Origin of the sequence: Pseudomonas guariconensis, assembly GCF_900102675.1 — a bacterium.
GTDB classification, from domain to species: Bacteria; Pseudomonadota; Gammaproteobacteria; order Pseudomonadales; family Pseudomonadaceae; genus Aquipseudomonas; species Aquipseudomonas guariconensis.
Window position 1 is genome coordinate 78,418 of sequence record NZ_FMYX01000005.1, and the last position, 22,793, is coordinate 101,210.

At 62.5% G+C, this 22,793-nt stretch carries 22 protein-coding genes; 9 read left to right on the forward strand and 13 right to left on the reverse strand.

The genetic code is table 11. The features are described 5' to 3' along the window. Positions 1-53: 53 nt before the first annotated feature. Together BLS27_RS10085 and BLS27_RS10090 are read right to left on the reverse strand one after the other, a co-directional pair. Positions 54-494, reverse strand: coding sequence for an NUDIX hydrolase (locus tag BLS27_RS10085; RefSeq protein ID WP_090344495.1), 441 nt, complete (start codon positions 492-494; stop codon positions 54-56). Positions 495-651: 157 nt separating this feature from the next. Next, entirely contained in the window at positions 652-2,877 is a 2,226-nt protein-coding gene (locus tag BLS27_RS10090) for an NADP-dependent isocitrate dehydrogenase (protein WP_043212228.1), read from the reverse strand. A 487-nt stretch (positions 2,878-3,364) separates the two neighbouring features. Here BLS27_RS10090 and icd point away from each other — a divergent pair, with 487 nt between their 5' ends. Next, positions 3,365-4,621: an NADP-dependent isocitrate dehydrogenase gene (icd, locus tag BLS27_RS10095; protein WP_070572558.1), complete on the forward strand. Its 1,257-nt coding sequence runs from the start codon at positions 3,365-3,367 to the stop codon at positions 4,619-4,621. 72 nt (positions 4,622-4,693) lie between these two features. Here the strand turns inward: icd and cspD are convergent, their stop codons facing one another. Next, positions 4,694-4,951, reverse strand: coding sequence for a cold shock domain-containing protein CspD (gene cspD / locus BLS27_RS10100; protein ID WP_043212231.1), 258 nt, complete (start codon positions 4,949-4,951; stop codon positions 4,694-4,696). Between the two features lie 230 nt (positions 4,952-5,181). On the opposite strand from cspD, the gene clpS reads away from it, so the two are divergent. Continuing rightward, a complete protein-coding gene (gene clpS / locus BLS27_RS10105) occupies positions 5,182-5,544 on the forward strand; it encodes an ATP-dependent Clp protease adapter ClpS (RefSeq protein WP_043212233.1) in 363 nt (120 codons plus the stop codon). 30 nt (positions 5,545-5,574) lie between these two features. After that, on the forward strand, positions 5,575-7,845 hold the full coding sequence (clpA, locus tag BLS27_RS10110; protein WP_043212236.1) for an ATP-dependent Clp protease ATP-binding subunit ClpA: 2,271 nt from the start codon (positions 5,575-5,577) through the stop codon (positions 7,843-7,845). 150 nt (positions 7,846-7,995) lie between these two features. Here the strand turns inward: clpA and infA are convergent, their stop codons facing one another. The 3 genes from infA to aat form a co-directional block, all read right to left on the reverse strand. Further along, positions 7,996-8,214, reverse strand: a complete 219-nt coding sequence (gene infA, locus BLS27_RS10115) for a translation initiation factor IF-1 (protein WP_002553999.1) — start codon at positions 8,212-8,214, stop codon at positions 7,996-7,998. 103 nt (positions 8,215-8,317) lie between these two features. Beyond that, positions 8,318-9,025, reverse strand: a complete 708-nt coding sequence (locus tag BLS27_RS10120) for an arginyltransferase (RefSeq protein ID WP_090344498.1) — start codon at positions 9,023-9,025, stop codon at positions 8,318-8,320. A 55-nt stretch (positions 9,026-9,080) separates the two neighbouring features. Next, a complete protein-coding gene (gene aat / locus BLS27_RS10125; protein WP_043212240.1) occupies positions 9,081-9,761 on the reverse strand; it encodes a leucyl/phenylalanyl-tRNA--protein transferase in 681 nt (226 codons plus the stop codon). A gap of 322 nt (positions 9,762-10,083) precedes the next feature. Here aat and BLS27_RS10130 point away from each other — a divergent pair, with 322 nt between their 5' ends. From BLS27_RS10130 to cysG, 6 genes are all read left to right on the forward strand, one after another. After that, positions 10,084-12,582 carry a DNA translocase FtsK gene (locus BLS27_RS10130; RefSeq protein WP_377735719.1) on the forward strand — a complete coding sequence of 833 codons (2,499 nt, stop codon included), beginning with the start codon at positions 10,084-10,086 and terminating at the stop codon, positions 12,580-12,582. Between the two features lie 62 nt (positions 12,583-12,644). Then, positions 12,645-13,268 (forward strand): outer membrane lipoprotein periplasmic chaperone LolA, encoded by a 624-nt coding sequence (gene lolA / locus BLS27_RS10135; RefSeq protein WP_043212241.1) that lies wholly within the window; start codon positions 12,645-12,647, stop codon positions 13,266-13,268. 12 nt (positions 13,269-13,280) lie between these two features. Next, positions 13,281-14,606, forward strand: a complete 1,326-nt coding sequence (locus BLS27_RS10140; RefSeq protein ID WP_043212243.1) for a replication-associated recombination protein A — start codon at positions 13,281-13,283, stop codon at positions 14,604-14,606. Then, a complete protein-coding gene (gene crcB / locus BLS27_RS10145) occupies positions 14,603-14,977 on the forward strand; it encodes a fluoride efflux transporter CrcB (protein ID WP_043212246.1) in 375 nt (124 codons plus the stop codon). The genes BLS27_RS10140 and crcB overlap by 4 nt, the downstream gene beginning before the upstream one ends. Before the next feature lie 28 nt (positions 14,978-15,005). After that, positions 15,006-16,286 (forward strand): serine--tRNA ligase, encoded by a 1,281-nt coding sequence (gene serS, locus BLS27_RS10150; RefSeq protein WP_090344503.1) that lies wholly within the window; start codon positions 15,006-15,008, stop codon positions 16,284-16,286. Beyond that, entirely contained in the window at positions 16,287-17,678 is a 1,392-nt protein-coding gene (gene cysG / locus BLS27_RS10155) for a siroheme synthase CysG (RefSeq protein ID WP_090344507.1), read from the forward strand. Between the two features lie 33 nt (positions 17,679-17,711). Here cysG and BLS27_RS10160 read toward each other — a convergent pair whose 3' ends face one another. The 7 genes from BLS27_RS10160 to BLS27_RS10190 form a co-directional block, all read right to left on the reverse strand. Then, complete coding sequence (locus tag BLS27_RS10160; RefSeq protein ID WP_090344510.1) at positions 17,712-18,671, reverse strand: glutathione S-transferase family protein; 960 nt, start codon at positions 18,669-18,671, stop codon at positions 17,712-17,714. Between the two features lie 96 nt (positions 18,672-18,767). After that, positions 18,768-19,769 (reverse strand): glycosyl transferase family protein, encoded by a 1,002-nt coding sequence (locus tag BLS27_RS10165; RefSeq protein WP_090344513.1) that lies wholly within the window; start codon positions 19,767-19,769, stop codon positions 18,768-18,770. After that, the gene (locus BLS27_RS10170; RefSeq protein ID WP_043212258.1) at positions 19,766-20,101 is read right to left on the reverse strand and encodes a TusE/DsrC/DsvC family sulfur relay protein; all 336 of its coding nucleotides are present in this window, start codon (positions 20,099-20,101) and stop codon (positions 19,766-19,768) included. Before BLS27_RS10170 ends, BLS27_RS10165 begins: the two co-directional genes overlap by 4 nt. Then, a complete protein-coding gene (gene tusB, locus BLS27_RS10175) occupies positions 20,098-20,394 on the reverse strand; it encodes a sulfurtransferase complex subunit TusB (protein WP_043212260.1) in 297 nt (98 codons plus the stop codon). Before tusB ends, BLS27_RS10170 begins: the two co-directional genes overlap by 4 nt. After that, on the reverse strand, positions 20,394-20,753 hold the full coding sequence (gene tusC / locus BLS27_RS10180) for a sulfurtransferase complex subunit TusC (RefSeq protein WP_043212262.1): 360 nt from the start codon (positions 20,751-20,753) through the stop codon (positions 20,394-20,396). The genes tusB and tusC overlap by 1 nt, the downstream gene beginning before the upstream one ends. 1 nt (position 20,754) lies before the next feature. Continuing rightward, complete coding sequence (gene tusD, locus BLS27_RS10185) at positions 20,755-21,147, reverse strand: sulfurtransferase complex subunit TusD (protein ID WP_090344515.1); 393 nt, start codon at positions 21,145-21,147, stop codon at positions 20,755-20,757. Positions 21,148-21,235: 88 nt separating this feature from the next. After that, on the reverse strand, positions 21,236-22,615 hold the full coding sequence (locus BLS27_RS10190) for a nucleobase:cation symporter-2 family protein (protein ID WP_043212265.1): 1,380 nt from the start codon (positions 22,613-22,615) through the stop codon (positions 21,236-21,238). Between the last annotated feature and the right edge of the window lie 178 nt (positions 22,616-22,793).

Genomic DNA, 22,793 nt, shown 5'->3' on the forward strand with positions numbered 1-22,793 from the left:
CCGGTGTGTATCAGGGGGAAAAATTCCGATTCTATCAGGCCAAGGGCCGGACGTCAGTCGCGCAGCAAGGCGAGGCTATGCAGTGGACCGGCCAGGTAATCGTCGATGCAGCGCGGTACCAGCTCGCTGCGCCAGCGTGCGGGGTCGGCCAGCAGTTGCTCGCGGGTCAGCCAGACGGCACGGACAATATCGCTGTCCAAGGGGCGGGCGGCGTGGTGATGCACGGGGCGCGCGGCGAAACAGATGCGCTGGTAGGTAACGCCATTGCTGGGGGCGGTATAGAGGTAGATGCCAACCACGCCAGTGAGTTCGACTTCCCAGGCGGTTTCCTCCAGGGTCTCGCGCAGGGCGGCCTGGGTCAGGGTCTCGTTGGGCTCAAGATGCCCGGCAGGTTGGTTGAAGACGTGTTGGCCGGCCTTGAACTCTTCGACGAAGAGAAACTTGCCCTCGTGTTCGACGATGGTGGCGACGGTGATGTGGGGTTGCCAGGACACGGTCGGTGCTCTCCCTAAGTGACAAGCTCCAAGCTGCAAGCCACAAGTCAAGATGCTATGCAGACTGCGCTTGCTTGTGGTTTGCAGCTTGAAACCTGCGGCTGAAAAAGCACAAACCCCGGTGCGTGGCCGGGGTTTGTGGTGTTACATCAGAACCTTACAGTGCGGCAATGGCGCTGTTGAGGGTCTGGCTTGGGCGCATGACCTTGGCAGTCAGCTCGGCATCCGGCGCGTAGTAACCACCGATGTCGGCCGGCTTGCCCTGGACGGCAGCCAGTTCGGCGACGATGGTCGCTTCGTTCTCGGCCAGGGTCTTGGCCAGCGGTGCGAAGCGCGCCTGCAGGGCGGCGTCGTCGGTCTGGGCAGCCAGAGCCTCGGCCCAGTACAGGGTCAGGTAGAAGTGGCTGCCGCGGTTGTCGATACCGCCGACTTTGCGCGATGGCGACTTGTTGGTGTCGAGGAACTTGCCGGTGGCCTGGTCCAGGGTATTGGCCAGGACTTTGGCGCGTGGGTTGTCGTAGGTGTTGCCCAGGTGCTCCAGGGAAGCGGCCAGGGCCAGGAACTCACCCAGCGAATCCCAGCGCAGGAAGTTCTCTTCGACCAGCTGCTGCACGTGCTTCGGAGCCGAACCGCCGGCGCCGGTTTCGAACAGGCCACCGCCATTCATCAGCGGGACGATCGACAGCATCTTGGCGCTGGTGCCCAGCTCCATGATCGGGAACAGGTCGGTCAGGTAGTCGCGCAGGACGTTGCCGGTCACCGAGATGGTGTCCTTGCCTTCGCGGATGCGGGCCAGGGAGAACTTGATGGCATCGACCGGCGCCAGGATGCGGATGTCCAGGCCGCTGGTGTCGTGGTCCTTCAGGTACTTCTGGACCTTCTCGATCATCACGCCGTCGTGGGCGCGGGCAGGGTCCAGCCAGAACACCGCCGGGGTGTTGCTCAGGCGGGCGCGGTTGACGGCCAGCTTGACCCAGTCCTGGATCGGCGCGTCCTTGGTCTGGCACATACGGAAGATGTCACCGGCTTCGACGCTCTGTTCCAGCAGCACCTTGCCCTTGCCATCGACCACGCGCACGACGCCGTCGGCCTTGATCTGGAAGGTCTTGTCGTGGGAGCCGTACTCTTCGGCCTTCTGAGCCATCAGGCCGACGTTCGGCACGCTGCCCATGGTGGTCGGGTCGAAGGCGCCGTTGGCCTTGCAGTCCTCGATCACGGCCTGGTAGATGCCGGCGTAGCAACGGTCCGGGATGACGGCCTTGGCGTCCTGCAGCTCACCGGCGGTGTTCCACATCTTGCCCGAGTCGCGGATCATCGCAGGCATCGAGGCGTCGACGATGACATCGCTCGGCACGTGCAGGTTGGTGATGCCCTTGTCGGAGTTGACCATGGCCAGGGCCGGGCGGACGGCGTACAGGGCCTGGATGTCGGCTTCGATCTCGGCCTGCTTGTCAGCTGGCAGGTCCTTGATGCGGGCGTACAGGTCGCCGATGCCGTTGTTGGCGTTGAAGCCGACTTCGGCGAGGGCTGCGGCGTGCTTGGCCAGCACGTCGTTGTAGAACTCTTCGACGATGACGCCGAACATGATCGGGTCGGAGACCTTCATCATGGTGGCTTTCAGGTGGACCGACAGCAGCACGCCGGAGGCCTTGGCATCGGCGATCTGCTCGGCGATGAAGGCTTTGAGGGCCTTGCGGCTCATGACGGCGCAGTCGATGACTTCAGCGGCTTTGACGGCGGTCTTTTCTTTCAGGACGGTGGTAACGCCGTCTTTGCCGACCAGCTCGATGCGCAGGCTGTCATCGCCTTCGATCAGTGCGGCTTTTTCGCTGCCGTAGAAGTCGCCTTGGGTCATGTGGGCGACGTGCGACTTGGAGTCGGCAGTCCAGGCGCCCATCTTGTGCGGATGCTTGCGGGCATAGTTCTTGACCGACAGCGGAGCGCGGCGGTCGGAGTTGCCTTCGCGCAGAACCGGGTTCACGGCGCTGCCTTTGATGCGGTCGTAGCGGGCGCGGGATTCTTTTTCTTGCTCCGTGCTCGGCTCGTCAGCGTAGTCGGGGATGTTGAAGCCCTTGCCTTGCAGTTCCTTGATCGCGGCCTTGAGCTGCGGTACCGAGGCGCTGATGTTCGGCAGCTTGATGATGTTGGCTTCCGGGGTGGTGGCCAGCTGGCCCAGCTCCGCCAGGTGATCGCCTACGCGCTTCTCGGCGCCCAGTTGCTCCGGGAACGCCGCGAGGATACGGCCAGCCAGGGAGATGTCACGGGTTTCGACGGCGATGTCAGCCGAAGCGGTGAAGGCTTCGATGATCGGCAGCAGGGAATAGGTGGCGAGGGCGGGAGCTTCGTCGGTGAAGGTATAGATGATCTTGGAACGGGTGGGCATGCGGGTTAACTCTCTGTTTTGCTGAGCGTGCTCGAAGTCTCGAGATGCGCAGGGTAGGCGCTACGCCCTGGCAGCGCCATGGGCAATTGGTCGAGAGGCTTGCGAGCGGTGATGGTAGATGCATCAGTCGAGCGTCAAACGGCTGGGCGGCGGTAACAGCCCAGGCTTTTTGGCCATTCTTGGCCGAGGGCGAGCCGCGTTTTTCCAAGGGGTCGCCCCAATGACCCTACGGTCAGGGCCGGAGTATACCAAACCCTTCGGGCTAAGTGATATCGGACCGCCTATAAGACGAAAGGCGTAAGGGCAATGTGGCGCGATGCCGCATCCCTCGGCGTCTGCGCGCGGCCAAACTGTGAGTGGGCTTGTCAGTGGTCGCTGCCGGTCAGCTTGCAACTTGCAGCGTGAAGCTTGCAGCTCAGGAAAGCTGGTTTAGGCTCATTGGATCGCAGGATGTCCAATCACACCTGGAAAAGCGGAGTAGTGCAGCATGGGATACCAGAAAATCAAGGTTCCAGCAGACGGCGCCAAGATCACCGTCAATGCAGACCATTCGCTCAATGTTCCCGACAATCCCATCATCCCGTACATCGAGGGCGACGGTATCGGTGTCGATGTTTCGCCGGTGATGATCAAGGTAGTGGATGCTGCCGTGCAGAAGGCCTACGGCGGCAAGCGCAAGATCGCCTGGATGGAGGTGTATGCCGGCGAGAAGGCCACGCAGGTCTACGACCAGGACACCTGGCTGCCCCAGGAAACCCTCGATGCCGTGCGCGATTACGTGGTGTCGATCAAAGGGCCACTGACCACGCCTGTCGGTGGGGGTATCCGTTCCCTGAACGTGGCCTTGCGCCAGCAGTTGGATCTGTACGTGTGCCTGCGTCCGGTGCTGTGGTTCCAGGGCGTGCCGAGCCCGGTGAAAAAGCCTGGTGATGTCGACATGGTGATCTTCCGCGAGAACTCCGAGGACATCTATGCCGGCATCGAATGGAAGGCCGGCTCTGCCGAGGCCAACAAGGTGATCAAGTTCCTCAAGGAGGAAATGGGCGTCACCAAGATCCGCTTCGACGAGAACTGCGGCATCGGCGTCAAGCCGGTCTCCGAGCAGGGCACCAAGCGCCTGGTGCGCAAGGCGCTGCAGTATGCCGTGGACAACGACCGCGAGTCGGTGACCCTGGTGCACAAGGGCAACATCATGAAGTTCACCGAAGGGGCCTTCAAGGATTGGGGGTACGAGGTGGCGCGGGACGAATTCAAGGCCGAGCTGCTCGATGGCGGCCCGTGGATGAGCTTCAAGAATCCCAAGACCGGGCGCCAGATCGTGGTCAAAGATGCGATTGCCGACGCCATGCTCCAGCAGATTCTGCTGCGACCGGCCGAGTACGATGTGATCGCCACCCTGAATCTCAACGGCGACTACCTTTCCGACGCCCTGGCGGCCGAGGTCGGGGGCATCGGTATCGCCCCGGGCGCCAACCTGTCCGACACCGTCGCGATGTTCGAGGCGACCCATGGTACGGCGCCCAAGTATGCCGGGCAGGACAAGGTCAATCCGGGCTCGGTGATTCTGTCGGCAGAAATGATGCTGCGCCACATGGGCTGGACCGAGGCAGCCGACCTGATCATCAAGGGCACCAACGGCGCCATCGCGGCCAAGACCGTGACCTACGACTTCGAGCGCCTGATGGACGGCGCCAAGTTGGTCAGCAGCTCCGGCTTTGGTGATGAGATGATCAAGCACATGTGAAGGCAATGAAAACCGGCCAGCCCTTGCGGGGCTGGCCGGTTGCCGATGTGCCTGCAGAAGGTCAGGGGTGGATCAGGCCTGGACGATGCTCTCGACCGGCTGGACTTCGACTTTCGATGCCGTGGCGCCGGCGCCGCAGATGTTGACGGCGTGCAGCCCCTTGGGTCCCTGGACGATGTCGAAGGTCACGGACTGGCCAGCCTTGAGTGTCTTGTAGCCGTCCATCTGGATATGCGAATAGTGGGCGAACAGGTCTTCGCTCTTGCCCTCCTCGTTGACGAATCCATAGCCCTTGGCATTGTTGAACCACTTGACTTTACCGCTCGCCATCCTCATGTCCCTCTGCAAAGGACTCCATCACTGGAGTATCATCCACGTCATCCGCATACGAACCATGCGAAAAAATCTGGTTGACTGCGCGGATCTTTATCGATCACGGTGGGTTCTTATTGGTTGTAACACCGTTTTGCCGATAGTCAAGGTCAGACGGCCCCCGCGCCGGCAGCGGCCTACGCGGTCAAACCATCACCTTAACTTGTCGTTATGATGAAATTCTTTCCATGCAACCACTCAGCCAGATTCGACTAACATTCAATCAGGATCGCCCGCAATCTAACGAGGACGACGGCTCCGGTCTGGCGGTACAGGAAGCCAAGCCGATCCTGCAGGCGCCACCGATGTACAAGGTGGTTTTGTTCAACGATGACTACACGCCAATGGATTTCGTCGTCGAAGTGCTCGAGACGTTCTTCAATCTGAACCGCGAGCTGGCGACCAAGATCATGCTGACCGTCCATACCGAAGGGCGGGCAGTGTGCGGATTGTTTACCCGTGACATCGCCGAGACAAAGGCCATGCAGGTCAACCAATACGCCAGGGAAAGCCAGCATCCGCTACTCTGTGAAATCGAGAAGGACGGTTAATCGCCGACCACTTGGGTATGAGGTGAAGCTATGTTAAACCGCGAGCTCGAAGTCACCCTCAATCTGGCCTTCAAGGAGGCTCGTTCGAAGCGTCATGAGTTCATGACCGTCGAGCACCTGCTGCTAGCACTCCTTGACAATGAGGCCGCCGCGACCGTTCTGCGCGCCTGTGGCGCCAATCTCGACAAGCTCAAGCACGACCTGCAAGAGTTCATCGATTCCACCACGCCGCTGATCCCTGTCCATGACGAGGACCGCGAGACTCAGCCGACCCTGGGCTTCCAGCGCGTGCTGCAGCGTGCCGTGTTCCATGTGCAGAGCTCCGGCAAGCGCGAAGTCACCGGCGCCAACGTGCTGGTGGCGATCTTCAGCGAGCAGGAAAGCCAGGCCGTGTTTCTGCTCAAGCAGCAGAGCGTGGCACGCATCGACGTGGTCAACTACATCGCCCATGGCATCTCCAAGGTGCCGGGCCACGGCTCGCACAGCGAAAACGATCAGGACATGCAGGACGAGGAGGGCGGCGAATCTGCTTCCTCGAGCAATCCGCTGGATGCTTATGCCAGCAACCTGAACGAATTGGCCCGTCTGGGCCGCATCGATCCGCTGGTGGGGCGTGAGCAGGAAGTCGAGCGCGTCGCGCAGATTCTTGCTCGTCGGCGCAAGAACAACCCGCTGCTGGTCGGCGAGGCTGGCGTGGGCAAGACGGCCATTGCCGAAGGTCTGGCCAAGCGCATCGTCGACGGTCAGGTGCCGGATCTGCTGGCACAGAGCGTGGTGTATTCCTTGGACCTTGGCGCATTGCTGGCCGGTACCAAGTACCGCGGCGATTTCGAGAAGCGCTTCAAGGCGTTGCTCGGTGAGCTGCGCAAGCGTCCGCAGGCCATTCTGTTCATCGACGAGATCCACACCATCATCGGTGCAGGTGCTGCATCCGGTGGCGTGATGGATGCCTCCAACCTGCTCAAGCCGCTGCTGTCGTCGGGCGACATCCGCTGCATCGGCTCGACCACCTTCCAGGAATTCCGTGGCATTTTCGAGAAGGACCGCGCCTTGGCGCGGCGCTTCCAGAAGGTCGACGTCACCGAGCCGTCGGTCGAAGATACCGTGGGCATCCTGCGGGGCCTGAAGGGCCGCTTCGAGAGTCATCACAACATCGAATACAGCGACGAAGCTTTGCGCGCCGCCGCCGAACTCGCTGCGCGCTATATCAATGACCGGCACATGCCGGACAAGGCTATCGACGTGATCGACGAGGCGGGTGCCTATCAGCGCCTGCAGCCAGAGGGCAGTCGCGTCAAGCGCATCGATGTGCCTCAGGTCGAGGACATCGTCGCCAAGATCGCGCGGATCCCGCCCAAGCATGTCACCAGCTCCGACAAGGAGCTGCTGCGCAACCTCGAGCGCGATCTCAAGCTCACCGTGTTTGGTCAGGATGCCGCCATCGATTCGCTGGCCACTGCCATCAAGCTGTCCCGTGCCGGGCTCAAGTCGCCGGACAAGCCGGTCGGCTCGTTCCTGTTCGCAGGCCCCACGGGTGTGGGCAAGACCGAGGCGGCCCGTCAGTTGGCCAAGGCGCTTGGGGTGGAGCTGGTGCGCTTCGACATGTCCGAGTACATGGAGCGGCATACCGTATCGCGCCTGATCGGTGCGCCTCCTGGCTATGTCGGGTTCGACCAGGGTGGTCTGCTGACCGAAGCGATCACCAAGCAGCCGCATTGTGTGCTGTTGCTCGATGAGATCGAGAAGGCCCACCCGGAAGTGTTCAACCTGCTGCTGCAGGTGATGGATCACGGAACCCTGACCGATAACAATGGGCGCAAGGCGGACTTCCGCAACGTGATCCTGATCATGACCACCAACGCCGGTGCTGAAACTGCCGCGCGGGCCTCGATCGGGTTCACTCAGCAGGACCACACGTCTGACGCTATGGAGGTGATCCGCAAGAGCTTCACGCCGGAGTTCCGCAACCGTCTGGACACCATTATCCAGTTCGGCCGCCTGAGCCACGAAACCATCAAGAGCATCGTCGATAAGTTCCTCATCGAGCTGCAGGCGCAGCTGGAAGACAAGCGCGTGCTGCTGGAAGTCAGTGATGACGCCCGCGGTTGGCTGGCGGCTTCTGGTTATGACGTGCAGATGGGGGCGCGGCCGATGGCGCGGCTCATCCAGGACAAGATCAAGCGGCCGCTGGCCGAAGAGATCCTGTTCGGCGAGCTCTCCGAGCATGGCGGCGTGGTGCATGTCGACCTGCGTGATGGCGAGCTGGTGTTCGACTTCGAGACCACGGCTGAGGTTGCATGAGGTCTGGGCTGCTTGCAGCCCCTTTCGCGACATTAAGGCTTCTCCTGTGGGAGTGGCCTTCTGTCGCCAAAAGAGCAGAAAGCGACCCTCTGCATTCGAGCGAGCACAAAAAAGCCCGGCACATTGGCCGGGCTTTTTATTGGCTGAGACTCAGCGGGCGCGATAGGTGATGCGGCCCTTGCTCAGGTCATATGGCGTCAGTTCGACGCGGACCTTGTCGCCAGTGAGAATGCGGATGTAGTTCTTGCGCATCTTTCCGGAGATGTGCGCGGTTACGACGTGCCCGTTTTCCAACTCCACGCGGAACATGGTGTTGGGCAGGGTGTCGACGACAGTACCTTCCATTTCGAAGCTGTCTTCTTTCGACATGCAGTAAAGCCCTCGGTATCCAGTGAATGGCCCGATACGCAACTGCACCGGGCAAAAAAGTGGCGTGGATTATGCCCGAAAACTGTGTTTCAAGCCAATGCTTTCAATTGAGGGTAACCCAGCGCTGGTTGATCAGCAGTTCAATGGGCCGGTACTGGGTCTTGTAGTTCATTTTCTTGCAGTTCTTGATCCAGTAGCCGAGGTAGACCGCATCGAGGTTTTGCCGCAGGGCTTCGGTGATCTGCCAGAGGATGGCATAGCGCCCAAGGCTGCGGCGCTCCTGCTCGGGCTCATAGAAGGTGTAGACCGCAGACAGGCCGTTGGGCAGCAGATCGCTCACGGCCACCGCCATGAGTTTGCCTTCCAGGCGGAACTCATAGAACCAGCAGAACGGCAGGTCGCGCACCAGGAAGGTGGAGAACTGGTCACGGCTGGGGGGGTACATGTCGCCATCGGAATGGCGTTGCTCGATGTAGCGGCGGTACAGGTCGAAATATTCTTCGCGAAACGCCGGGCGCGCGGCGGTGACGGTCAGATCGGCGTTGCGTTTGAGGATGCGCCGTTGCTGGCGGTTGGGGATGAAGCGCGCAGCCGGAATGCGCGCGGGCACGCAGGCGTTGCAGTTCTGGCAATGAGGGCGGTACAGGTGATCGCCGCTGCGGCGAAAGCCCATTTCCGACAGGTCGGCATACACATGCACGTCCATCGGTTGGCTGGGGTCCAGGAACAGCGTAGTGGCCTGCTCCTCTGGCAAATAGCTGCAGGAGTGGGGTTGAGTGGCATAGAACTTCAACCGCGCCAGCTCTGTCATGATCAACCCCTCGGTAAGACTTTGACTTAAGTGTAAGCCAGCTGGCAGAACTCGCCTAGCGAGCCCAGGTCGCCGTGTTTGGGGTATCGAGATAGCGTGCCAGGTGCTCTGCAAAGCAGGCCCGGCTGATGGCGCGGGCGCCGAGGCTGTGCAGATGGTTGGTCGGCATCTGGCAGTCGATCAGCACGAATCCGGCGGCTTTGAGGTGCTCGACCAGGGCTACGAAGCCGACCTTGGACGCATTGTCGGCGCGGCTGAACATCGACTCGCCGAAAAACAGTCGGCCCATGGCCAGGCCATATAGCCCGCCCACCAGTTGACCGTCGCGGCGTACCTCGACCGAGTGGGCGATGCCACGTCGGTGCAGTTCGCAGTAGGCCGCCTGCATGTTGTCGGTGATCCAGGTGCCGTCGGCATAATCGCGTGGCGCGGCGCAGGCGGCGATGACGGCGGGGAAGTCGGTGTCGAAGCTGACCTGGTAATGGCCTTGGCGGATGAACTTGGCCAATGAGCGCGATACGTGCAGCTCGTCCGGGAAAAGCACGGTGCGAGGGTCCGGTGACCACCACAGGATCGGTTGGCCATCCTGGTACCACGGGAAGCAGCCATGGCGATAAGCCTGCACCAAGCGTTCCGGCGTCAGGTCGCCGCCTGCGGCCAGCAGGCCGTTGGGGTCGTGCAGGGCTTTTTCCAGGGGCGGGAAGTTCAGCGAGTCGCGGGTCAGCCAGGTGAGCATGGTCTTTCGGCGGTGGGGGAGGGGAGGGCAACCAGCATGGCGCGCTGGTGGTGTGAGGTCAATGTGTGGCCTTGTGGTGTCAGCCGTTGGCGCGTCTGGGCGCAGGCTGGCACTTTGCGAGGTAATTTCCTGACCATTCAGGCGTCCATTGGCACCATCCGGCACATTTGCTGTCATACCTGTGCAAAAACACAGCATAAGCCTTTGTCACAAAAGAAAATGCGTGCTCAAATTGCACCCATAGGAAATCCGCGCCGCTCCAGCCTCACCTGGCGTGCCGCCATGGCGGCTGGCGGGCAGTAATGTTAAAAGTAGTGGTTCATTGACCGGACACCGGGTCGATCACTACTGGACGCGCAGCAAGCGCAGGAATAGACGCGTTTTGAAGAAATCCACCGCAACCCCGCCCCCTTTGCCCGTGCCCCTGTGGCGACAGCAGCTGCATTACCGCCTCAAGGAAGGTGCGCTGATCGCTGTCGGCGCCCTGTGCCTGTACCTGTGGATGGCACTGCTGACCTACGACACGTCGGACCCAGGCTTCAGTCACACCAGCAATGCCGAACAGGTGCAGAACGCCGCTGGCCGCGCCGGTGCCTACTTTGCCGATATCCTGTTCATGGTGCTGGGCTACTTCGCCTATATCTTCCCGTTGCTGCTGGCGATCAAGACCTGGCAGATCTTCCGCGAGCGTCACCAGCCCTGGCAGTGGAGCGGCTGGCTGTTTTCCTGGCGGTTGATCGGGTTGGTATTCCTGGTGCTGTCGGGCGCGGCGCTGGCGCATATCCATTTCCATCCACCGGCGAGCATGCCGTTCTCTGCCGGTGGTGCCTTGGGCGAAAGCCTGGGCGATCTGGCGCGCAACCTGTTGAACGTGCAGGGCAGCACCTTGATGTTCATCGCCCTGTTCCTGTTCGGCCTGACGGTCTTCACCGACCTGTCCTGGTTCAAGGTGATGGACATCACCGGCAAGATCACGCTCGATCTGTTCGAACTGGTGCAGAGCGCGGCCAACCGTTGGTGGGAAGCGCGCAACGAGCGCAAGCGCCTGGTGGCGCAACTGCGCGAGGTGGATGAGCCGATCCTCGATGTGGCGCCGATGGCCGCCGAGAAGCGCGAGCCGATCAAGCCTCAGCCGCGTGAACGCATCAGCGAACGTGACGAAGCGCCCGCCCGGCCTGTGCTACCACGCGAACCTGTGGTGCCACGCGAGCAACCGGTCGCGCCGGTGATCATGCCGCCAACCCCGGTCAAGGCGCCTGAACCGAGCAAGCGGGTGATGAAGGAGAAGCAGGCACCGCTGTTCGTCGATAGCGCCGTGGAAGGTACCTTGCCGTCAATCTCCATTCTCGACCCGGCCGAGCAGAAGAAGATCGAGTACTCGCCAGAATCCCTGGCCGGTGTCGGCCAATTGCTGGAAATCAAGCTCAAGGAGTTCGGCGTCGAAGTTGCGGTGGACTCGATCCATCCGGGTCCGGTGATCACGCGTTACGAGATCCAGCCGGCCGCTGGCGTGAAGGTCAGCCGCATCGCCAACCTGGCCAAGGACCTGGCGCGTTCGCTGGCAGTGACCAGCGTGCGCGTGGTTGAAGTCATCCCGGGCAAGACCACCGTGGGTATCGAGATTCCCAATGAAAACCGACAGATGGTGCGCTTCTCCGAGGTGCTGTCCACGCCGCAGTACGACGAGCAAAAGTCGCCGGTCACCCTGGCCCTGGGCCATGACATCGGCGGCAAGCCGGTGATCACTGACCTTGCCAAGATGCCGCACCTGCTGGTGGCCGGTACCACCGGTTCCGGTAAGTCGGTGGGTGTCAACGCCATGATCCTGTCGATCCTGTTCAAATCCAGTCCTGAAGATGCGCGGTTGATCATGATCGACCCGAAGATGCTCGAGCTGTCGATCTACGAGGGTATTCCGCATCTGCTCTGCCCGGTGGTCACTGACATGAAGGACGCCGCCAATGCACTGCGCTGGAGCGTGGCCGAGATGGAGCGGCGCTACAAGCTGATGGCCGCCATGGGCGTGCGGAACCTGGCGGGCTTCAACCGCAAGATCAAGGATGCCCAGGAGGCCGGCGAGGTCATCCACGACCCGCTGTACCGCCGCGAGAGCATGGACGACGAGCCGCCTGCGCTGAAGACGCTGCCGACCATCGTGGTGATCGTCGACGAGTTCGCCGACATGATGATGATCGTCGGCAAGAAGGTCGAAGAGCTGATCGCCCGTATCGCCCAGAAGGCACGGGCCGCCGGTATTCACCTGATTCTTGCCACCCAGCGTCCGTCGGTGGATGTGATCACCGGCCTGATCAAGGCCAACATTCCGACCCGCATGGCGTTCCAGGTGTCCAGCAAGATCGACTCTCGGACCATCATCGACCAGGGTGGCGCCGAGCAGTTGCTCGGTCACGGTGACATGCTCTACATGCCGCCGGGCACCAGCCTGCCGATCCGTGTGCATGGTGCGTTCGTCTCCGACGACGAGGTGCACCGGGTCGTCGAAGCCTGGAAGCTGCGCGGCGCGCCGGACTACAACGACGACATCCTCAACGGCGTCGAGGAAGCCGGTAGCGGCTTCGAGGGCGGCGGTGGTGGCGGCGGCGATGGCGACGATCCGGAAGCCGATGCGTTGTACGACGAAGCCGTGCAGTTCGTACTGGAAAGTCGTCGGGCGTCCATTTCCGCGGTGCAGCGCAAGTTGAAGATCGGCTATAACCGCGCCGCGCGGATGATCGAGGCGATGGAGATGGCCGGTGTGGTCACCCCCATGAACAGCAACGGCTCGCGGGAAGTGATTGCCCCGGGCGGCCCACGCGATTGATGATCACCTTGCCGGACGTCGAAGGCGGCGCCCGGCCCATTCACTGTTCAACGAGGATTCCCATGCGCGCGATTCGCATGCTGTTGGTTTCTGCCCTGGCCCTGGGCGCTGTGTCGGCCCAGGCCGATGAGAAGGACGTTGCACGCCTGACCCAGTTGCTGGAGAAGTCGCAGACCATATCGGCTCGTTTCTCACAACTTACCCTCGATGCCAGCGGCACGAGCTTGCAGGAAACCAGTGGCGAGATGTCCGTCAAGCGCCCAGGCCTGTTCTACTGGCACACTGATGCGCCTCAGGAGCAGGTGGTAGTGTCCGACGGGCAGAAGGTCACCCTGTGGGACCCGGACCTGGAGCAGGCCACCATCAAGAAGCTCGACGTGCGACTGAACCAGACCCCGGCGCTGTTGCTGTCCGGTGATGTGTCCAAGATCAGCCAGAGCTTCGATATCACCTCCAAGGAACAGGGCGAAGTCATGGACTTCACCTTGAAGCCCAAGACCAAGGACACCTTGTTCGACTCCCTGCGTGTGTCGTTCCGCCGCGGTCTGATCAACGACATGCAACTGGTCGACAGCGTGGGTCAGCGCACCAATATCCTGTTCAATGGGGTCAAGGCCAACGAGGCGATCCCGGCGAGCAAGTTCCAGTTCAAGATCCCGGAAGGCGCCGACGTCATCCAGGAGTAATGAGAGCGCATCATGGACCTGTTTCGAAGCGAACCTGTCGCCCAGCCCCTGGCCGCCCGGCTGCGTCCGTCCAACCTGGACGAGTACGTCGGCCAGGAGCACCTGCTGGCGCGTGGCAAGCCGCTGCGTGAGGCGCTGGAACAGGGCGCGCTGCACTCGATGATCTTCTGGGGGCCGCCTGGAGTGGGCAAGACCACCCTGGCGCGGTTGTTGGCGCAGTTCTGCGACGCTCACTTCGAGACGGTGTCGGCGGTGCTGGCCGGGGTCAAGGAGATCCGCCAGGCGGTAGAGGTGGCCAAGCAGCAGGCGGGCCAGTATGGTCGCCGGACCATCCTGTTCGTCGATGAGGTGCACCGCTTCAACAAGTCCCAGCAGGATGCCTTTCTGCCTTATGTGGAAGACGGCACGCTGATCTTCATCGGTGCCACCACCGAGAACCCCTCGTTCGAATTGAACAACGCCTTGCTGTCTCGGGCTCGGGTGTATGTGCTCAAGAGCCTGGACGAAGCGGCCTTGCGCAAGTTGGTCAACCGCGCCCTGACCGAGGAACGCGGCCTTGGTGCACGCCAGCTGAGTGTCGGTGACGACGCTTTCAAAATGCTGATGGCGGCAGCTGACGGCGATGGCCGGCGGATGCTCAACTTGCTGGAGAACGCTTCGGATCTCGCTGAGGACGGCGGCGAGATCGGCGTCGATCTGTTGCAGAGCTTGCTCGGCGACAGCCGGCGTCGCTTCGACAAGGGGGGCGAGGCCTTCTACGACCAGATCTCGGCGTTGCACAAGTCTGTGCGGGGCTCCAATCCCGATGCGGCGTTGTACTGGTATGCGCGTATGCTCGACGGCGGCTGCGATCCGCTGTACATCGCTCGTCGAGTGGTGCGCATGGCCAGCGAGGACATCGGCAACGCCGATCCTCGCGCCTTGAGCCTGTGCCTGGCTGCCTGGGATGTGCAGGAGCGTCTGGGCAGCCCCGAGGGGGAACTGGCGGTGGCTCAGGCCATTACCTACATCGCCTGCGCGCCGAAGAGCAATGCCGTGTACATGGGCTTCAAGGCCGCCATGCGCGAAGCCGCCGAGCACGGTTCCCTGGAGGTGCCGTTGCACTTGCGCAACGCTCCGACCAAGCTGATGAAGCAGCTGGGGTATGGCGAGGAATACCGCTACGCCCACGACGAGCCTGATGCGTACGCCGCAGGTGAAGACTACTTCCCCGAACAGCTCGAGCCACGCCAGTACTACCAGCCGGTACCCCGGGGCCTGGAGCTAAAGATAGGGGAGAAACTGCGCCACCTGGCCGAGTTGGACCGCACCAGCCCCCGGCAACGGAGAAAGCCATGATCGGCCTCATCGCCGCGGTCAGCGCGGGCGGTATTGCCGGAACCCTGTTGCGCTTTGCCACGAGCAATTGGGTGGCGGCACACTGGCCACGCCACTTCTATCTCGGTACGCTGGCGGTCAACCTGATCGGCTGCCTGCTGATCGGCCTGCTCTATGGCTTGTTCCTGCACAAGCCGCTGGCGCCGGTCGAGCTGCGCGCCGGGCTGATCGTCGGCTTTCTGGGTGGCCTGACGACTTTTTCTTCTTTCTCGCTCGATACCGTGCGCCTGATGGAAAGTGGGCAAGTTCCGCTGGCCTTGGGCTATACCGGTATTAGCGTAATCGGCGGGCTGCTTGCCACTTGGGCCGGCCTGTCGCTGACCAAATTCTGAACCAACACTCACATAACGAGAGAACGATATGCTCGATTCCAAACTGTTACGCGGCCAACTTCAGGAAGTGGCGGATCGCCTGGCCTCCCGTGGCTTCAGCCTGGATGTCGCGCGCATCGAATCCCTGGAAGAGCGCCGTAAGGCCGTGCAGACCCGCACCGAGCAACTGCAGGCCGAGCGTAACGCCCGTTCCAAGTCGATCGGCCAGGCCAAGGCCAAGGGTGAAGACATCGCGCCGCTGATGGCGGATGTCGAGCGCATGGCTGGCGAGCTGACCGAGGGCAAGGCAGAGCTGGATGCCATCCAGGCCGAACTTGACGCTATCGTGCTGACCATCCCCAACCTGCCGGACGCCAGCGTTCCAGTCGGCCCGGACGAGGAGGCCAACGTCGAGGTGCGCCGTTGGGGCACCCCGCGTGACTTCGATTTCGAGATCAAGGACCACGTGGCACTGGGCGAGATCAGCGGCGGCCTGGACTTCGAGACCGCGGCCAAGCTCTCCGGCGCACGCTTTGCCCTGCTGCGTGGCCCGATCGCCCGCATGCACCGCGCCCTGGCCCAGTTCATGATCAATCTGCACACCAGCGAGCACGGCTACGAGGAGGCCTATACCCCGTATCTGGTGCAAGCGCCGGCCCTGCAGGGCACCGGCCAGTTGCCGAAGTTCGAGGAAGACCTGTTCAAGATCGCCCGTGAAGGCGAGGCGGACTTCTACCTGATTCCGACCGCCGAAGTGTCGCTGACCAACATCGTCGCCGGCGAGATCATCGATGCCAAGCAACTGCCGATCAAGTTCGTCGCCCACACTCCGTGCTTCCGCAGCGAAGCCGGTGCTTCGGGTCGCGATACCCGCGGCATGATCCGCCAGCACCAGTTCGACAAGGTCGAGATGGTGCAGATCGTCGAGCCGTCCAAGTCGATGGAAGCGCTCGAAGGCCTGACCGCCAACGCCGAGCGCGTGCTGCAGGCCTTGGAGTTGCCGTACCGTGTCCTGGCCCTGTGCACCGGCGACATGGGCTTTAGCGCCGTGAAGACCTACGATCTGGAAGTCTGGGTGCCGAGCCAGGGCAAGTACCGCGAGATCAGCTCCTGCTCGAACTGCGGCGACTTCCAGGCCCGCCGCATGCAGGCCCGCTGGCGCAATCCGGAGACCGGCAAACCTGAGCTGGTGCATACCCTCAACGGCTCAGGCCTGGCGGTCGGCCGCACCCTGGTGGCGGTGCTGGAGAACTATCAGCAGGCCGATGGCTCGATTCGCGTGCCGGAAGTGCTCAAGCCCTACATGGGTGGTGTCGAGGTCATCCGCTAAATGGATTACCTGCCGCTGTTCCACAAGCTGCAGGGTGGTCGGGTATTGGTCGTCGGTGGCGGTGAGATCGCCCTGCGCAAGGCGCGTCTGCTGGCCGACGCCGGCGCCGCGCTGCGGGTAGTGGCACCGGAGGTCGACGGCCAGCTGGCCGCGCTGGCCCGTGAGGGTGGTGGTGAGGTCTTGGTGCGCGGTTACCAGCCAGGCGACCTTGACGGTTGCCGGTTGGTGATCGCCGCCACCGACGACTCCGTGCTCAATGCCCAGGTCTCTGCCGATGCCCAGGCGCGTAGCCTGCCGGTCAACGTAGTGGATGCGCCGGCCCTGTGCACGGTGATTTTCCCCGCGATCGTCAATCGTTCGCCTTTGGTGGTGGCCGTGTCCAGTGGCGGCGACGCGCCAGTGCTGGCGCGGCTGATCCGCGCGCGCCTGGAGGCCTGGATTCCAGCCGCCTATGGCGAGTTGGCCGGTTTGGCCGCGCGTTTTCGCGACAAGGTCAAGGCGTTGTATCCGGACGTCAACCAGCGTCGCGGTTTCTGGGAGGATGTCTTTCAGGGGCCGATCGCCGAACGCCAGTTGGCCGGGCAGGGCAGCGAGGCCGAGCGCCTGTTGCAGGCGAAGGTCGATGGTGCGCCGGTGCAGCAAGGGGGCGAGGTGTATCTGGTCGGTGCCGGCCCGGGTGACCCGGACCTGCTGACCTTCCGTGCCTTGCGCCTGATGCAGCAGGCCGATGTGGTGCTGTATGACCGATTGGTGGCGCCGGCGATCATCGAGATGTGCCGACGTGATGCCGAGCGGATCTACGTTGGCAAGCGCCGCGCCGATCATGCGGTGCCGCAGGAGCAGATCAATCGCCTGCTGGTGGACCTGGCGCGCCAGGGCAAGCGAGTGTTGCGCCTGAAGGGCGGCGACCCGTTCATCTTCGGCCGTGGTGGTGAGGAGATCGAAGAGCTGGCCGAGGAGGGTATCCCGTTTCAGGTGGTACCGGGCATCACCGCGGCCAGTGGTTGCTCAGCTTATGGCGGAATTCCGCTGACCCATCGGGATTATGCCCAGTCGGTGCGCTTCGTCACCGGGCATCTGAAGGATGGCACCAGCAACTTGCCTTGGGATGATCTGGTGGCGCCTGCCCAGACCCTGGTGTTCTACATGGGCCTGGTCGGCCTGCCGACCATCTGCGCCGAACTGATTCGCCATGGCCGCGCGGCCAGTACCCCGGCGGCGTTGGTGCAACAGGGGACCACACGTAACCAGCGGGTGTTCACTGGGACCCTGGCGGATCTGCCGGCGCTGGTGGCGCGTCATGAAGTGCATGCGCCGACCCTGGTGATTGTCGGGGAGGTGGTGCGGCTACGCGAGAAGCTGGCGTGGTTCGAAGGATCACAACAAGGGTGACATGATTGGGGCCGCTAAGCGGCCCCAGCTGTTTCAAGCCTGCCAGATGCCTTTGCCCGCCAGCCGCTCGCGGTCATGCGGCTGGTTGAAATCCTGCAGCGGTCCTTTGGGCACGATGCCATTCGGGTTGATGGTCTTGTGGCTCATGTAATAGTGCTTCTGGATGTGCTCCATGTTCACGGTCCCGGCCACGCCCGGCCACTGGTACAGCTCGCGCAGCCAGTTGGACAGGTTCGGGTAGTCGGCCAGGCGACGCAGGTTGCACTTGAAGTGGCCGTGGTACACGGCGTCGAAGCGCACCAGGGTAGTGAACAGACGTACGTCGGCCTCGGTGAGATATTCCCCCGCCAGGTAGCGTTGACGGCCCAACAGGGTCTCGAGGTGATCCAGTTCAGCGAACACCTGATCGAACGCCGCCTCGTAGGCCTCTTGGGTGGTGGCGAAGCCTGCACGGTACACGCCGTTGTTCACCGCCGGGTAGATGCGTTCGTTGAGTGCATCGATGGTCGGGCGAAGCGGCTCGGGGTAGAGGTCCAGCCGGTTGCCTGTCAGCTCATCGAAGGCGCTGTTGAAAATGCGGATGATCTCTGCCGACTCGTTGTTGACGATGCGCTTTTGCTGTTTGTCCCACAGCACCGGTACCGTCACGCGGCCGGTGTAGTGTGGGTCATCCTGGGTATAGCGCTGGTGAAGGTACTGCAGGTCGTCCAGGTGGTCGCCGGTGGAGCCGTGCTGACGATCGAAGGTCCAGCCATGCTCGCCCATCAGCCAACTCACTACAGAGACATCGATCAGCGGTTCCAGGCCCTTGAGGGCACGGAAGATCAAGGTGCGGTGAGCCCAGGGACAGGCCAGGGAGACGTACAAGTGGTAGCGCCCGGCTTCGGCGGCAGGTAGTTGATTACGGCGTTGGGCGTTCTCGCGCTGGAATGCGCCGTCCTTGCTGTTCTGGTACCACTGGTCATGCCAGCGGCCGTCGATTAAAAGGCCCATGGTGAGCTCCTCGGAACATAGTCGTTTGTCGTTGGAGCTCAGTCTAGGCAACTCTGTTCGAATAAATAGCGCAAAGACTGCGGCGATCGGATCGATTTATTCGATGTTTTTACGTTGCGTCCAGTAGTTGCGTGCGGTTTCGAAGGCCTGCTCACGGCTTTGCCCAAGCCCACGCAGGGCCATCGCCATGGTCGCCAGCACTGCCAGTTCGCCATAGCTGTCCTCGGCTTCGCCGCGCCATACCTTCAACAGGTGCTCAGGTTGCAGGGTGGCTGGTTTGACGTGGCGCTGGGCACTCAGCGCCGGCCATTCTTCGTCCCAGGCTGCGCCGGCGGTGGTGCCATAGAGATGGCTGATCACATCGGGGTTGACCTCGATCTCCCCGCCGTCGCCCTTGATCACTACGGCATGGTCGCCCAGTAGACGGCTCGCCTCGCGATGCACAGCCTGGTAACCGGGATGGAAGATGCTTTGCAGGCCGCAGCGTGCGCCCAGCGGATTGAGCACCCGGGCCAGCGAGTGAATCGGCGAGCGCAGCCCCAAGGTGTTGCGCAGATCGATCATGCGCTGCAGTTGCGGGGCCCAGTCCTGCAGCGGTGCGAAGGCCAGGCAGCGCTCTTCCAGGGCCTGGACTACAGCGGGCCAGTCGCGGCACAGGGGGATGTCCAGCAAGTCCAGCAATTGCTCGGTATACAGGCGCCCGGCGGTGTGCGCACCGCCGCCATGCAGGATAATGCGCACACCGTTACCCGCCAGGCATTTGACCGCAAGCAGGTACCAAGGCAGATGGCGCTTCTTGCCGGCGTACGTGGGCCAGTCCAGGTCCACGTTGATGGTAGGGGGCTGCAGGTGAGCGCGTAAGGCCTCGGTGAAGCCGGCGAGCTCCTCGGCGCTTTCCTCCTTGTGCCGCAGCAGCATGAGGAAGGCGCCCAGTTGGGTGTCTTCGACCTTGCCCTCAAGCAGCAGAGTCATGGCCGTGCGGGCCTCCTCACGGGTCAGGCCACGGGCGCCGCGCTTGCCTTTGCCGAGGATGCGCACGAATTCAGCGAAGGGATGTTCGGCCGGGGTTTGCAAAGTGAGTGGACGAGCGATGGTCATATGCAGTTGGTTGGCTTGGGCAGGCCCGCCAGCTTGGCAGCGAGTTTGGCGGGAGTGCCGTTGAACAGACGATTGAGGTGCGGACTGTTGCCTTTTTCCGGGCCTAGCTTGAGGGCGGTGTACTTGATCAGCGGGCGGGTGGCCGGTGACAGCTGGAACTCGTCGTAGAACTGGCGCAGCACTTCCAGTACCTCCCAGTGCTCGGGCGTCAGCGCAATATTCTCGCGTGCGGCCAGCGCTTGGGCGACCTCAGGGGACCACGCTTGCAAGTCGGCCAGAAAGCCGTCCTTGTCCAGGGCGATCTGCTGATCGCCGACAGTGAGGTTGCTCATAGCCAGCTGTTGACCTTGTGGTAATGCAGTGACAGTTCGACGAAGGCCGGATAGTCCACAGGCTCGGCTAATGCGCTGTCGATGGCGCGGGCCTGCAGATCCTCGGCGAGGGCGTAAAGGCGGTTACCTAAGGCGGCGGCTTCGAGCTTGCGCCATGGCTCACTGCCGGCGCGCAGGGCATAGACAGCGTCGCCGCACAGCAGCAGAGCATCATCCGTGCCCAGCAGGCGTAGGCAGCTGTCCAGACGATTGTCGCCGAAGGGCGAATGGCTGATTACATGCAAGGTCGTCATCAGAGTGTCACCACCTGGTCGAAACGGGCAATCAGGGCGGTCAGGCCTGCATCATCCAGCACCTCGACCGCCAGCTCCAGCGCGTCACCCGCCAGGCCGCGCTCGGCCAGGCTGTGGCCGCAGGCGAACAGTTCCTCGACACCGAACATCGGCAGCGCCTGGAGATTGGCAGCGAGATTTTTCTGTTGCAGTGCGCCAGGCTGCTGGCCGGGAGCGAGTTGGAATACGCCATCATCGAGAAAGAGCATGCCCAGGGGCAAATCGAAGGCGCCGCCGGCCAGGGCGATATCCAGGGCCTCACGGGCGCTGGGGCCGTTCCAGGGCGCCTGGCGGCTGATGATCAACAGGGATTTGGCCATCTCAATCACCTCCGAAGCAGACCAGGCGGTCGGCCACTTGTGCCGCCTCATGCAACTGGCCGAGGCCCGAAAGCTCCCAAGGGGCCGGCAGGTTCACGGCCGGGCGCTGGTAGCGGTTGGCTTCGCTCTCATCCAGCACGCCTCGACGCAGGGCTGCGGCGATGCAGACCACGGCATCCAGCCGATGGCTATCGATGAAGTCGCGCCATTGGGCGGCAACGTCCAGTTCATCTTGGGGGACAACGATATTGGCCGAGGCGCTGTGTACCCCGTCCTGGTAGAAGAACAGCCGGGCAATCTCGTGCCCAGCGGCCAGCGCTGCCTCGGCGAAACGCAGGGCGCGACGCGAGGAGGGCGCATGGGCCGGGGAAAAAACCGCGATGGCGAATTTCATGGAAAGCTCGTGCAAAGGGATGGGGCCATGATAAAGCAAAAAGCCCGCACCTGTCGGCGCGGGCTTTTTGGGCCAACGCAAGCATGCGTCAGGCCTGGCCCTTGCTCTCTGGCAGGAACCAATTCAGCACCAGGGCGCAGATGCCGCCGGTGGCCACGCCCGACTCCAGCACGTTACGCAGCGCCGCCGGCATGTGCGCGAGGAACTCCGGCACTTGTGCCACGCCCAGGCCTAGGGCCAGGGATACCGAGATGATGAGCAGTGCCCGACGGTCCAGGCGGGTGCTGGCCAGGATGTTGATACCCGACGCTGCTACCGCGCCGAACATCACCATGGCTGCGCCACCGAGCACTGGTTCAGGCACTGCCTGGATCACACCGGCAACGCTGGGGAACAGGCCCAGCAGCACCAGCATAAGGGCAATCCACACACCGATATGGCGACTGGCGATGCCGGTCAGCTGAATGACGCCGTTGTTCTGCGCAAAGATTGAGCTGGGGAAGGTATTGAACACGCCAGCTAACAGCGAGTTGGCACCGTTGACCAGCACGCCACCCTTGATGCGCTGCATCCACAGCGGGCCTTCGACCGGTTGGCGCGAGACTTTGCTGGTGGCCGTGACGTCACCGATGGCTTCCAGCGAAGTCACCAGATAGATCACCAGCATCGGAATGAACAGGGCCCACGAGAAGCTCAGGCCAAAGTGCAGCGGCATCGGCACTTGGAACAGCGCGGCTTCATGCATGCCGGTGAAGTCCAGGCGGCCGAGGTAGCCGGCCAGGGCATAGCCCACGGCGAGGGCGATGACGATGGCGCAGCTGCGCATCCACACCACCGGAATGCGGTTGAGGATAACGATGATCGCCAGCACAACGCCCGACAGCAGCAGGTTCTCGCCGTTGGCGAAAGTGCCGTTACCCATGGCGGTGAAGCCGCCTCCCATGCTGATCAAGCCCACCTTGATCAGCGTAAGACCGATCATCAGCACCACGATGCCGGTCACCAGAGGGGTGATCAGGCGTTTGACGAACGGGAGGATGCGTGACACGCCCATCTCCACGAAGGAGCCGGCGATCACCACACCGAAAATTGCAGCCATCACGCTCTCTACCGGGGTGCCCTGCTTGACCATCAGCGCACCGCCTGCGATCAGCGGTCCGACGAAGTTGAAGCTGGTGCCCTGCACGATCAACAGCCCAGCGCCAAACGGCCCGAAGCGCTTGCACTGGACGAAGGTCGCGATACCGGAAATCACCAGCGACATGGAGACGATCAGGTTGGTATCACGCGGGGAAACCCCCAAAGCCTGGCAGATCAGCAGGCCAGGAGTGACGATCGGGACGATGATCGCCAGCAGGTGCTGAAGTGCAGCCAGCAGGCCGATCAACGGCCTTGGCTTGTCCTCTAGACCGAGGACCAGTTCATTGGCAGGCGCCGTCGCGCCCGGCCCGTGTTCGATGGAACTCATGGGAAGCTGCCCAGGATGAAAAAAGGAGCGCATTCTACGGGGCAAGACTGGATTGGGGTAGGGGGAAATGCGTGAAGGCGGCCGTACCTGAGGCCTGACAGGTTATAGCAGGATAACGCATTGTCCATGTATTCGCAGGGCACTAGGCTGGCTGGCCCGCGGTGGGGTGTGCAGGAAC